This window comes from Devosia sp. P3_B2, assembly GCF_056402875.1.
On sequence record NZ_JBFUGO010000004.1, the window covers coordinates 220675 to 233146 of the forward strand.

Sequence of the window (12472 nt, forward strand, 5' to 3'; positions counted from 1 at the left end):
AGCGTCAAGTGTGAGAAGGCTGTGGGAAACGCCTGCGTCACGGGGCCTTTGCTGCCGCTTACGCCGCCCGCTCCACCAGCGCCGTTACACCCATGCCGCCGGCGGTGCAGACCGAGATCAGGGCGCGCTGCTTTTCCGTCGTATTCAGCAGCTTGGCGGTGAGGCCGAGGATACGGGCGCCGGTGGCGGCGAAGGGGTGGCCGTAGGCGAGGCTGGAGCCCTTGGTGTTGATCTTGTCGGGGTCGATCTCGCCGAGCGGGGTCTCGCGGCCGAGGACGTTCCGGTTGTAGTCCGGGTCTCGCCAGGCCTTGAGGGTCGCCAGCACCTGGGCGGCGAAGGCCTCGTGGATCTCGAACAGGTCGATATCGGCGAAAGTCAGGTTGGAGCGGCGGAGCATCTCCGAGGCGGCGATGGTCGGGGCCATCAGCAGGCCCTCGCCATGCGCGAAATCGTTGGCGGCGACCTGGCCCAGGGTGAGGTAGGCGAGGATGGGAAGGCCGCGGGCCTTGGCCCACTCCTCGCTGGCCAGTAGCACCGACGCGGCGCCGTCGGTGAGCGGGGTGGAGTTGGCGGCCGTCAGCGTGCCCTTGCCCGACTGCTTGTCGAAAGCCGGTTTCATCGTCGCCATCTTCTCGAGGCTGGTATCGGCGCGGACGTTGTTGTCCTTGAGGACGCCGGCGAAGGGGACGATCAGATCGTCGTGGAAGCCTTCGTCATAGGCGCGGGCGGCGTTCTGGTGGCTCTTCAGCGCCAGTGCATCCTGGTCCTCACGCGAAATCCCCCACTGCCGCGCCATCAGCTCGCAGTGCTGACCCATGGAGAGGCCGGTGCGAGGCTCCTGCGTCGAGGGGGCGATCGGTGTCAGTTCGCCGAGATTGAAGCCCTTGAACACCTTGAACTTCTCGCCCGTGGTGCGGGCGCGGCTGAGTTCGATCATGCGATGCTGGAACTTGTCACCGAACACCACCGGACTGTCCGAAACGGTGTCGGAGCCGGCGGCGATGGCGCTGTCGATCTCGCCGGTGGCGATCTTGGCGCCGAGGCTAAGGGCTGCCTGCAGCGAGGTGCCACAGGCGATCTGCACGTTGGTGCCGGGGGTGCGGGGTGAGAGGCCGGCATCGAGGCTGGCTTCGCGGGCGAGGTTGAAATCGCGGCTGTGGCTGAGCACGGCGCCGGCCATCACCTCGCCGATCACCTCGCCCTTGAGGTTGTACTTGTCGACGAGGCCGCCGAGCGCGGCGCCGAGCATCGAGAGGTTCCCCTCCTCCGCGTAGCCTGTATAGGCGCGCGCGAAGGGGATGCGGGCCGAGCCCACGATGGCGACTTTACGCAGTTCGGCCATCTCAGGCTCTCCCGTCCTTGCGGGCCTGCATCGGCCCTCCGAGGAACGGCGCGAAACCGGTCCCGTAGATGACGCCGATATCGGCAAGATCGGCCGAGGCGACGACGCCTTCGGCCACGGCGATTTCGGTGGCATCGACCAGCGGCTGCACCAGCTCGCGCCCGAGGCCGGCGAGATCCGGATGCGGCGGCACCTCGCCCTTCACCGCCTTGCCGTTGGTCCAGGTGTAGAACCCCTGCCCCGTCTTGCGGCCGAGCTTGTTCTCGGCGACCAGCCGGGCGAAATCGCTGGCCGGGGGCACCGGACTTCCAAGCTCCTCGGCGACCGACTTGCCGACATCCAGCCCAACCGTATCCATCAGTTCGATCGGCCCCATCGGCATGCCAAAGGCGACAGCAGCAGCGTCGATCTGCTCCTTGTTCTCCCCCGCCTCGACGCGCTGTACGGCGGCGAGCATGTAGGGCATGAGCACACGATTGACGAGGAAGCCCGGCGCAGACTTCACCACGACCGGCGACTTGCCGATGGCGAGCGCGAAGGCGGCGCCACGGGCGATGTCGGCATCCGAATTGAAGCGTGAACGGATCACCTCGACCAGCGGCAACTGCGCCACTGGATTGAAGAAGTGCAGCCCGATCAGGCGGCCGGGGGCGGTGAGGTTCTCGGCGATGCGCTCGAGTTCGATCGACGAGGTGTTGGTGGCAAGGATCGCGCCCGGCTTCGTCCTGAGCTCGGCATCGGCGAAAATCTTGCGCTTGATCTCGAGGTTCTCGACCACCGCTTCAATCACCACGTCGGCGCGGGCCAGACCCTTGCCGGAGACGTCGGCCTCAAGCCGGGCGACGGCATTGTCTATCTCGGTCTTCGAGCGCAGCCTTTTCTGGAACAGCTTCTTGGCCCGATCGAGCGCCGGCTTGATGCGCTCCATGTCGAGATCCTGCAGGGTCACGCCCATGCCGCGCAGCGCGCACCAGGCGGCAATGTCGCCACCCATGACGCCGGCGCCGACCACGTGGACCCGCCGGAATACCGGCTTCTCCTTGCCGCGCACGCCCTGCTTCTTGAGGCCTTCGGAGAGGAAGAACACCCGGCGGAGGTTCTTCGAGGTCGGCGAAGCCATCAGCGGAATGAAGCGCTCCGCCTCGCCCTGTTTCATGGCGCGCCAGTCATTGCCGTGTTCCTCGAACAGGTCGATGAGCGAGTACGGCGCCGGGAAGTGCTCGGGGCTGGCTTTCTTCTTCGCCTCTTCGCGCATCTTGTTGGCGATGTAGCCGCGCACCGGGCCGAGGGCAGCGGCGCGCTTGGCGAACGGCGCCTCAACGCTCTTACGGTTCTGCAGCACGGCTTTGCGGGCCTCCCAGCGCAGCGTGTCGCGGTGGCGGACCAGCTTGTCGACCAGCCCCATGCGGCGGGCCTGGCTAGCGCGCAGCATCCTGCCGGTGAGCATGATCTGCATGGCATCGACCGGCCCGGCCTGCCGGATAGAGCGGCCCGAGCCGCCGAAGCCTGGGAAGATGCCGAGATTGACCTCGGGGAAACCGATGCGGGTCTTGTCGTCGTTGACGGCGACCCGGTACTGGCAGGCGAGTGCCAGCTCCAGCCCGCCGCCGAGGCAGAAGCCATGGATGCCGGCGACGACGGGCACCTTCAGCGCTTCGATCCGATCAAACAGCGCGTGCGTGCGGTCCAGCGCCGCCTTGAGCACGCCGGGATCGGACATGTCGTCGAACTCGGTGACATCGGCTCCGGCGATGAAGCCGGAGTCCTTGGCCGACAGCAGGACCACGCCCTTCAGCTCGCCACCGCTCGCAAGCTCTTCGAGGGTCGAAACGATGCCCACCAGTTCGGACAGCGTCTCGCGGCTCAGCGTGTTCACCGGCGAGTCCGGCGTGTTGATCGTCAGCCAGCCGATGCCCTCGAAATCGAGGTCGAAACTCCAGGCGCGGCTTGGGGGCATCTGGGCCATTTCCGGCTCCTCGTTCTGGAACTACTCGGCGGCGGCGTCGATGGCGGCGGGCTCACGCCGGAGCTGCTTCGAGCCCAGCTCATCGAAGTCGAAATCGTCCACCTTGATCACCCGGTCGGTGGCCTGGTCGGCGAGCCGCAGCGTCGCCGCTTCCGCCTCGGTGAGCACCCCGGCCTCCACCGCATCGCTGATCGCGTCGCGGTCGAGCCGGCGCTCGATGACGCTCTTCTTGATGGCGCGGACGAACTTGGTCTCGATCTCGGCCGCCGCTGTCACCTTGATCAGCGCGTCTTCGAGGACGCCGGTCGGATCCTTGGGGTCCATCGAGACATAGGTTCCCTTGGTAAGCCGGTCGCGGAAGGCGCCGGGCTGCATCACCGAACGGGCCAGCCGGTAAGTCTCGCGGTCCGAGGCCGGCTTGGCATGGCGACCAAGAGGAAACACCAGCACCCGCATCAGGTTCCGCAGTGCGAAGTTGGGGAAGTTGGCGAACACAGCTGCAAAGCTCTGTTCCATCGAGAACACGAGGTCGCGCGCCACCGCCTCGACCACCGGTCGGTCTTCCGCGAGCCGCCCATCATCCTCGTAGCGGCGGAGCACCGAGGAGAGGAGGTACAGGTCGGAGAGGATGTCCGCCATGCGGCCCGAGAGGCGCTGCTTGCGCTTCAGGTCGCCGCCGAGGAAGGCCACGGTCCAGTCGCCGCAGAGCGCGAAGCTCTGGCTGTAGCGGCTGAGCTGCCTGTACCAGTGCGCCATCTCGTGATCGACGGGGGTCGAGGCAAAGGCGCCGAAGGTTACGGCGTGGAGGAAGCTGCCCGCCATGTTGCGCAGCATGAAGCTGACATGGCCCGCGAACGCCGTGTCGAAGGCAGCGATGCCGGCCTTCCGGTCCTTGTTCTGGGCGGCCGAAATCTCGGCGTAAAGGTAGGGATGAGCCCGGAGTGCGCCCTGCGCGAAGGTGATCAGCGTGCGCGTCAGGATGTTGGCGCCTTCGACGGTGATCGCCACCGGCGTCGTCATGTAGCCTGAAAACAGGTAGTTGGTCGGCCCGTCCTGCACGGCACGCCCGCCATGGATATCCATGGCGTCGTTGAAGGCGAGGCGCATCGCCTCGGTGGTGCGGTACTTGAGCAGCGCCGACAGCACCGAGGGGCGCTGACCCTCGTCGACCATCGAGGCGGTGAGGCCGCGCGAGGCCTCGTAGGTGTAGGCGAAGCGCACCATGCGGCTCAGCGGCTCGGCGACGCCCTCCATCAGCCCGACCGGGATGCCGAACTGGCGGCGGATGCGGGCATAGGCCGAGGTGACCCGCAGCGCGTGCTTGATGGAGACGGTGCCGATGGCCGGCAGCGAGATGGCGCGGCCGGTGGCGAGGCACTCCATCAGCATGCGCCAGCCCTGCCCGGCATACTCGGTGCCACCGATCAGGAAATCCATCGGGATGAAGACGTTACGGCCCTGCGTCGGCCCGTTCATGAAGGCAGAGCGTGCCGGATAGTGGCGGCGGCCGATCTTGACGCCCTTATGCTTGGCCGGGACCAGCGCCAGCGTGATGCCGATATTGTCGACCTCGCCGATGAGGTGTTCGGGGTCATGCAGGTGGAACGCGAGGCCGAGCAGGGTGGCGACGGGCGCCAGCGTGATGTAGCGCTTGTCCCAGCTGAGCTTCACGCCCAGCGTCTTCTTGCCCTCGTACATGTCGTAGCAAACGACGCCGACATCGCGCATGCCCGCCGCATCAGAGCCCGCGTGGGGACCGGTGAGCGCGAAGCACGGCACCTCCTGGCCCTTGGCGAGGCGGCTGAGATACTTCTTCTTCTGCTCCTCGGTGCCGTATTTCTCGAGCAGTTCGCCCGGTCCGAGTGAGTTGGGCACCATGACGGTGATCCCCGCCGCGATCGAGCGCGAGGCGATCTTCGACACCACCTGGCTCTGCGCCTGCGCCGAGAAGCCGAGGCCGCCGTGCTCGCGGCCGATCAGCATGCCCAGAAAGCCCTGCTCCTTGAGATAGGTCCAGACCGCCGGGGGCATGTCGGCGCGGTTGTTGCGCGTGTCCCAGTCGTCGATCATCGAGCAGACTTTTTCGCACGGCCCATCGAGGAACGCCTGCTCCTCGGTCGAGAGCGTCGGCTTGCGGACGCCGAGCAGCTTCTGCCAGTCGGGCTTGCCCGAGAACAGCTCCGCATCCCAGCCGACCGTGCCGGCATCGAGCGCTTCCTGCTCGGTGCGCGAGACGCGGGGCAGGATGGATTTGACGAGGCCGTAGGCGGGACCGGTCAGCAGCAGCTTGCGGACCGGAACGAGTGTGAGGAGACCCAGGATGGCGGCCGGCAGGAGTGCCAGCACCCAGCCCAGCACATCCGTCATCAGCCAGAGACCATTATCTGTCGAGATGCGGCTCAACGCCCCGATGACCAGCGCGGCGACCGCCCACTGCCAGAGCGGCGCGCGACGCATCGCCAGCACCGCGAAAGCAAGGATCGACAGGATCAACAGCGCCCAGACCATGCATATCTCCTCGACCAAGGTCGCGGCGCACCGTCAACAAGCGAGATGAGCCCCCGCTCAACAACGCGCCCGGTCCGACTCTTGTTGCCGATTGTTATGCCCGGGCAGGCACCATCGCTACAAAATAGCGATGGTTGACGTATACGTCAACTGATGGACGCGGACGTTGCCTCGAGCGCACCGATCAAGCTGCCGCGCCACCCTGAACCTCCGGCGCTCCCGCATCAACGTCTCCCGTTTGACGCTAACGTCAATTGATGGGATATTTCTGCCAACGGGCGAAAAGCCTGAGGAGGAAGAAGATGGCCACGACGGCAGTGGAGGGCGCCGCCCGCCCCTGGATCCAGCATTATCCCGAGGGCATTGCCTGGGACGCGCCGATCGACCTGACGCCGGTGCATGAGCAGGTGCTGGCCACCTGTGCACGCACGCCGAACGCCGATGCGCTCGATTTTCTCGGCAAGAAGACCCGTTTCGGCGAACTGGCCCGGCTGATCAATGCCTTCGCCGGGGCACTGCAGAGCGAGTTCGGGGTCAAGAAGGGTACGCGCGTCGCGCTGCTGCTGCCCAACACGCCGTTCTACGTGATCGCCTATTACGCGGTGCTGCGGATCGGCGGCATCGTGGTGAACTGCAACCCGCTCTACACGGTCAAGGAGCTGAGCCACATCGTCGGCAATTCCGGTACAGAGCTGATGGTGACGCTGGACCTGAAGCTGACGTTCGAGAAAGCCGAGGCACTGGTCGAGGCCGGGCACATCAAGCAGCTGATCATCTGCCATTTCCCCGATGCGCTGCCCGGTGTGAAGAAGCTGCTGTACCGGCTGGCGAAATCCAAGGACCTCAGCAAGGTCGACCAGAGCGGCATCGCCGGCAAGGTGATCCATTTCGACAAGCTGGTGTCACGCAACCTGGTGCCGGCTCCGGTGACCATCGACGCCACCAAGGACGTGGCGGTGCAGCAATATACCGGCGGCACCACCGGCCTGCCCAAGGGCGCAATGCTGAGCCACGCCAACATCGCCGCCAACCTCAGCCAGATCGACGCCTGGGGCTGCGGGCTGTTCTATCCGCCGAGCCGCGTGGTTGCGGTGCTGCCGTTCTTCCACATCTTCTCTATGACGGTGTGCATGAACGTGCCGCTGTCCGTGGGGTCGCAGGTGGTGATGCTGCCGCGTTTCGAGATGAAGGCCTTTCTCAGCCTGATGACCCGCACCGGCGCCAATATCCTGCCGGCCGTGCCGACGCTGGTGCAGGCGCTGTCCAAGGCCGGGGACAAGGCGAAGCCGCATCTGGTCTCGGTCGAGGTGACGATCTCCGGCGGGGCGCCGCTGTCCGACGAGGTGCGCCACAACTGGAGCAAGGTCTCGAGCTCGCTGCTCGCCGAAGGCTATGGGCTGACCGAAGCCTCGCCGGTGGTGTGCTGCGCGGCGCTGCGCGTACCGAGCAAGCCCCTGTCGATCGGCCAGCCGCTGCCGGCAACCGATATCCGCTTCGTAGACGTCGAAAGCGGCAGCGTCGTGCCGCTCGGCGAGCGCGGCGAGCTGCAGGTGAAGGGCCCGCAGGTGATGCTGGGCTATTACAACAACCCGGAGGCGACCAAGGACGCCTTCATGGATGGCTGGCTGCGGACCGGCGACATCGGCCTCATCGATGAGGACGGCTATGTCTTCCTCGTCGACCGCATCAAGGACCTGATCATCTGCTCGGGCTTCAACGTCTACCCGCGCAACATCGAGGAAGCGATGATGCACCACCCGGCGGTGGAAGAGGTCAACGTCATCGGCGTGCCCGACGAGTATCGCGGCGAGGCGCCGGTGGCCTTCGTCAAGCTACGCCCGGAGCAGAAGACCACCGAGGCCGAACTCAAGAAATTCCTGGCAGACACGCTCAACAAGATCGAAATGCCCAAGGAAATCATCTTCAAGGACCAGTTGCCCAAGACGCTGATCGGCAAGCTGTCAAAAAAGGAGCTGCGCGAAGAGTACGCAGCGCGGAAGAAGCATGAACCGGCCTGAACCCGAAAACCGCGACCTGTTCGCCATTGCCGACCTCAGCCAGGAGTTCGGCATCTCGACCCGCGCTATCCGCTTTTACGAGACCAAGGGCCTGCTCAACCCGGATCGGGTCGGCGGCACCCGCGTGTTCCGCCGCCGCGATCGCGCCCGGCTCATCCTGATCCTCCGCGGCAAGCGGCTCGGCTTCTCGCTGCGTGACATCTCCGACTATCTGAGCCTCTACGACGCGCAGTCGCAGACCGCGCAGACCCAGCTGCTGGTCGCCAAGGTGGACGAGCGGTTGGACCTGCTGGAGCGGCAGAAGGCCGACCTCGAAACGACGATCGGGGAATTGCGGGAGATCCGGAAGCTGGCGGGTGACCAGATGGTGCGGGGGTAGCGCACTCGCTCCACCCAGACGAGTTGTCGATAGTGCCTACGCTGTTTGTCGACAGCGCCCAAAGGCCACAACCCGCGTTGACGAAGGACATCCGATGAGAAGCTTTGCTATCTGGCGCCGCGCCGCGGCCGCCGTTCTTCTGACTGGCCTCGCAATTCTGCTCTCCGGCTGCGTACTTGGGTCCGCAACCCCGCTCGTCCCCACCGATGAAGCGGTCGAACTGCTGCCAGCTGGCTTCACCTTCGTCACCTACAGCGAAAAGGACGGAGCGTTCGCCCGCTCGTCGGACCAGCCGCCGGGCGGCTTTGCACAAGTCGCCGGCTCGAGGACCTATGCCGATCCCGCCGGCGAGATGACGGTCTACTTCGTGCCGCGCGCCGACGGGAGCCACCTGCTCAATGTCGTGGGCAAGTCAGCCGAAGGCGGCGGCGTGATGTATGGGATCGCCCGCTATCGGGACGGCATCATGGAGCTGCGCATGATCTTTGCCGCCGATCCGGCCGCGGAACTCGCAGCTGCCGGGCTCGCCACACCTGCCGGCGTGACCATCGCCGAGAAGGCCGTCACGGTCACCGATCGCCCCGGGCTCGAAGCGATCATCGAGCTGATGGCCAAGGGCACGATTACCACGTCTCCGCTGATTGCGTGGGCCGGGACGGGCGAGCCGCCGGCAACGATCGTGAGGGATGGCGACTGGTACAAGGCCGCGTGAAGCGCGACGACGTCCGGCGCCGCGGATGACTAGCGCTTCCGCGGTTTTACATTGGTCATCAGGTCCGGCTTCTTCGGCCGCTTCCAGCCCTTGGGCGGCTCGACCACCGGGACTTGCGTGCCGAGCCCCATCTCGCCCGGAGGCGGCTGCCGGACGGCGCCACCCTTCAGCGACGCGATCTCGTCGCGCAGCCGCGCCGCGGTCTCGAAGTCCTCGCGGGTGACGGCGGCGAGCATTTCGCCTTCGAGCGCGATGATCTTTCTCTCGATGGCGGCGAGCGACATTTGCGGCCTCAGGTGGCGGTCAGGAAGACCTGCATTTCTTCCAGCGTCGCGGCCTCCGCGGCCGGCTTGTCCCACCTTATCCGGTTGATGCGGGGGAAGCGAAGCGCGATGCCGGATTTGTGGCGGCCGGATTCCTGAGCGGAATCAAAGGCTACCTCGAACACCAGTTCCTTCGACACCTCGCGGACGGGGCCGAAGCTGGCGACGGTGTTGTTGCGCACCCACTTGTCGAGCTGCTTCAGCTCCTCGTCGGTGAAGCCGAAATAGGCTTTGCCGATGGGGACGATTTCGTTGCCCTTCCAGACGCCGAACGTGTAGTCGGAGTAGAACGACGAGCGCTTGCCGTGGCCGCGCTGGGCGTACATCAGGATTGCGTCGACCACGTTCGGATCGCGTTTCCACTTGTACCACAAGCCCTTGGGGCGACCGGGGACGTAGGGCGCGCTGCGCAACTTGACCATCACCCCCTCATGGCCGTGCTCGGCGGCGCCGCGGCGGCGGATCTCGGCGAGGTCGTCCCAGTCGCGGTAGGTGAGCACGGGCGAAAGGTCGAGGCGGGTCTGCGGGTTCTTCTTGAACCAGGCTTCGAGGCGCCTGCGGCGCTCGGTCCAGGGGAGGCTCCGGATGTCCTCAACGCCCTCGAAAAGCATGTCATAGACGCGCACGAATGCAGGGAAAGTCGCTACATGTTTGGCAATAGCCTGCTTGCGGTTCAATCGCTGCTGCAGGTCGTTGAACGGCAACGGTTCGAACTCGGCGCCGACCAGCAATTCGCCATCCAGCACGGCGTCGCCGAACACGCTCTCGACCACATCGGGGAATGCCGCCGCGATATCGTCGCCGGTGCGCGAGAACAGCGACACCTTGCCCTTCGACGCGATCAGCTGCACCCGGATGCCGTCCCATTTCCATTCGGCGACGAAATCGCCCGGATCGAGCTTTTCGAGGTCCTTGCCCTCGTCGATCGGGTTCGACAGCATCAGCGGGTGGAAGCGGGCGGTGTGGTCGATATCGGGGCGCTCGGTCTTCCCGGTGAGCCAGTCGAACAGGTCGGTGTAGGGCACGACGAGGCCATTCCACACCTCCTCGATGTCCTGCAGGTCCTTGCCGCTCATCTCTGCCAGCGCGGTTTTCGCCAGCCGCGCGTTGACGCCGATGCGGAGCGCGCCGGTGGCGAACTTCACCAGCGCCCACCGCTCGTTGATCGTGGCGCGAGTGAGGAGCGAGCCGATGAGGCGCGGCAGTTCCGCCTTGCTGGTCATGTTGAACAGTTCGACCAGATCGCTCAGCGACGGCAGCGGCTCGGTGCCGCCGTGATGCGGCCAGATCAGAGCAATCGTCTCGCCGAGGTCGCCGACATAGTCGTAGCTGAGGCCGAAGAGGTGCGGATCGACCTCGGCGAGGACGACGTCGCGGAGGATCGCCGGCTTGACGTTCTTGAAGGTCAGCGCGCCGGTGAGGATGGCGAGGGCGTAGCCGCGATCCGGATCCGGGGTCTCGCGAAAATACTGGCTCAGCGCCTCGATCTTGCGATTGCGTGACGGGGTGAGCGCCAACAGCTCCATCAGTTGCGCGAAGCGTCTCACTCGCCGAGCTCCCCCTGCTCCGGCTCGCCACCCTCTTCGCCTTCCTCATAGGCCTGGATGTTGAGCGGCTCGGCCTCGAGCCCCTGCTGCCGGCAATGGTAGACCAGCGCGTCCTCGCGACCATGCGTGACCCACACCTTGCCGGCCTTGGTCTCGGCGATGGTCTGGCGCAGCTCGTTCCAGTCGGCATGGTCGGAGATCACCAGCGGCAGCTCGACGCCGGACTGCCGGGCGCGCTGCTTGACGCTCATCCAGCCTGAGGCGACGGCGAGCACCGGATCGGGCAGCCGCCGGCTCCAGCGATCCTTGATAGCGGAGGGCGGCGCGATGACGATTTGTCCGGCGAGTTCGGACTTGGTGGTCCCGAGCGTCGGCTTCAGCTCGCCCAGCCGGATACCGCGTTCGACATAGAGTTCGCATAGACGGATCATCGCGCCATGCAGGTAGATCGGCGCGTCGTAGCCGGCGTCGCGGAGCAGCGCGATGACCCGCTGCGCCTTGCCCAGCGCATAGCAGCCGATGACATGGGCGCGATCCGGAAAGCTGGCAGCCGAGCGAAGCAGCCTGGCGATCTCGTCGAACGGATCGGGATGCTGGAATACCGGCAGGCCAAAGGTGGCTTCGGTGACGAGGAGGTCGCATTCGGCGAGCTCGAACGGCTGCGATGTCCGGTCCGGTAGCCGCTTGTAGTCGCCGGTGACGACGATGCGCTGCGCCTTGTGCTCCATCAGCACTTGCGCCGAGCCGAGGATGTGCCCGGCAGGTTTCAGGGTGATAGTGACGTCGTCGACCTGCAACGGCGTATCGAACTCAAGCGGCTGGAACGTGCGTGCGGAATCCTCGCCGTAGCGCGCCTTCATGATGGCGATGGTGTCGGGCGTCGCCAGCACCGCGCCATGACCGGCGCGGGCGTGATCGGCGTGACCATGCGTGATGATGGCCCGGGCCCGCGGGAACGGCGGGTCGATATAGGCGTCGATGGGCAGGACGCGCAGGTCACGATCAAGGAAGGGGGAAGCCATGAAACTACAGTACTTCCTGCATCCGAAGCTGGCCCATGAAAATCAACGGCCGAACTCTATCCCGGTTGCATGGGAGCGAATAGGCTGCGCTCCGGAGATCACGCGGAGCCGATAATGGAGAGCCTGCTCGAACTGGCCGCGACCCGACCCATCCGCACGCTGGCGCCGGGAGAAATACTGATCGCCCAGGGTCGCGAAGGCGGCGATCTATTCGTGCTCGAAAGCGGGCAGTTGGTGGTCGAGCGCGACGGCGTGGCGATCGCCACGATCTCATCGCCGAACGCTGTCGTCGGCGAGATGTCTGTCGTGCTCGGAACGCTCAACAGCGCCACGGTGAAGGCCGACCGCACCACCACGGTTCGTGTCATCCAGGATGCGCGCAAGTACCTCGAGCAGGACCAAGCGATGACGATGCGCCTCGCCTGGCTGATGGCGACGCGCCTCGACGCCACCTCCGCCACCCTCGTCGAACTCAGCAAGCAGCATACCGGCACGACCGAACAGAACATGCTCGGCAAGATCCTGTCGGCGCTGCACCTCCAGGCCGACGACGACCGCTACACCACCGTCGCCCGCAACGACATGTTCGGCAAGGATGAACCCGGCGGTGAGTATCGGGACTAGGCTGAGCGTGGCGGTGGGAAGCTGCGATGCC

The 12472-nt window shown here is 65.7% G+C and carries 10 protein-coding genes; 4 read left to right on the forward strand and 6 right to left on the reverse strand.

Going from position 1 to position 12472, the window contains the following annotated elements; translation table 11 throughout:
• Window positions 1-58: 58 nt before the first annotated feature.
• From AC1DV8_RS08340 to AC1DV8_RS08350, 3 genes are read right to left on the reverse strand one after another with little or no spacing between them, the layout of a single operon-like run.
• Window positions 59-1342, reverse strand: coding sequence for an acetyl-CoA C-acetyltransferase (locus AC1DV8_RS08340; RefSeq protein WP_477157119.1), 1284 nt, complete (start codon window positions 1340-1342; stop codon window positions 59-61).
• Between the two features lies 1 nt (window position 1343).
• Complete coding sequence (locus AC1DV8_RS08345; protein WP_477157120.1) at window positions 1344-3308, reverse strand: 3-hydroxyacyl-CoA dehydrogenase NAD-binding domain-containing protein; 1965 nt, start codon at window positions 3306-3308, stop codon at window positions 1344-1346.
• 21 nt (window positions 3309-3329) lie between these two features.
• Window positions 3330-5816, reverse strand: coding sequence for an acyl-CoA dehydrogenase (locus AC1DV8_RS08350; RefSeq protein WP_477149898.1), 2487 nt, complete (start codon window positions 5814-5816; stop codon window positions 3330-3332).
• Between the two features lie 302 nt (window positions 5817-6118).
• On the opposite strand from AC1DV8_RS08350, the gene AC1DV8_RS08355 reads away from it, so the two are divergent.
• The 3 genes from AC1DV8_RS08355 to AC1DV8_RS08365 all read left to right on the forward strand — a co-directional run bounded on the left by AC1DV8_RS08355 (window position 6119) and on the right by AC1DV8_RS08365 (window position 8925).
• Window positions 6119-7834 carry a long-chain-fatty-acid--CoA ligase gene (locus AC1DV8_RS08355; RefSeq protein WP_477157121.1) on the forward strand — a complete coding sequence of 572 codons (1716 nt, stop codon included), beginning with the start codon at window positions 6119-6121 and terminating at the stop codon, window positions 7832-7834.
• Window positions 7821-8213 (forward strand): MerR family DNA-binding protein, encoded by a 393-nt coding sequence (locus AC1DV8_RS08360; protein WP_477157122.1) that lies wholly within the window; start codon window positions 7821-7823, stop codon window positions 8211-8213. The genes AC1DV8_RS08355 and AC1DV8_RS08360 overlap by 14 nt, the downstream gene beginning before the upstream one ends.
• A gap of 94 nt (window positions 8214-8307) precedes the next feature.
• Window positions 8308-8925: a hypothetical protein gene (locus tag AC1DV8_RS08365; RefSeq protein ID WP_477157123.1), complete on the forward strand. Its 618-nt coding sequence runs from the start codon at window positions 8308-8310 to the stop codon at window positions 8923-8925.
• Between the two features lie 29 nt (window positions 8926-8954).
• Here AC1DV8_RS08365 and AC1DV8_RS08370 read toward each other — a convergent pair whose 3' ends face one another.
• From AC1DV8_RS08370 to AC1DV8_RS08380, 3 genes are read right to left on the reverse strand one after another with little or no spacing between them, the layout of a single operon-like run.
• Entirely contained in the window at window positions 8955-9209 is a 255-nt protein-coding gene (locus AC1DV8_RS08370; protein ID WP_477149902.1) for a UvrB/UvrC motif-containing protein, read from the reverse strand.
• A gap of 8 nt (window positions 9210-9217) precedes the next feature.
• The gene (locus AC1DV8_RS08375; protein ID WP_477157124.1) at window positions 9218-10795 is read right to left on the reverse strand and encodes a cisplatin damage response ATP-dependent DNA ligase; all 1578 of its coding nucleotides are present in this window, start codon (window positions 10793-10795) and stop codon (window positions 9218-9220) included.
• On the reverse strand, window positions 10792-11817 hold the full coding sequence (locus AC1DV8_RS08380) for a ligase-associated DNA damage response exonuclease (protein WP_477157125.1): 1026 nt from the start codon (window positions 11815-11817) through the stop codon (window positions 10792-10794). Before AC1DV8_RS08380 ends, AC1DV8_RS08375 begins: the two co-directional genes overlap by 4 nt.
• A 114-nt stretch (window positions 11818-11931) precedes the next feature.
• On the opposite strand from AC1DV8_RS08380, the gene AC1DV8_RS08385 reads away from it, so the two are divergent.
• On the forward strand, window positions 11932-12441 hold the full coding sequence (locus AC1DV8_RS08385; protein WP_477157126.1) for a Crp/Fnr family transcriptional regulator: 510 nt from the start codon (window positions 11932-11934) through the stop codon (window positions 12439-12441).
• The last annotated feature ends 31 nt before the right edge of the window (window positions 12442-12472 follow it).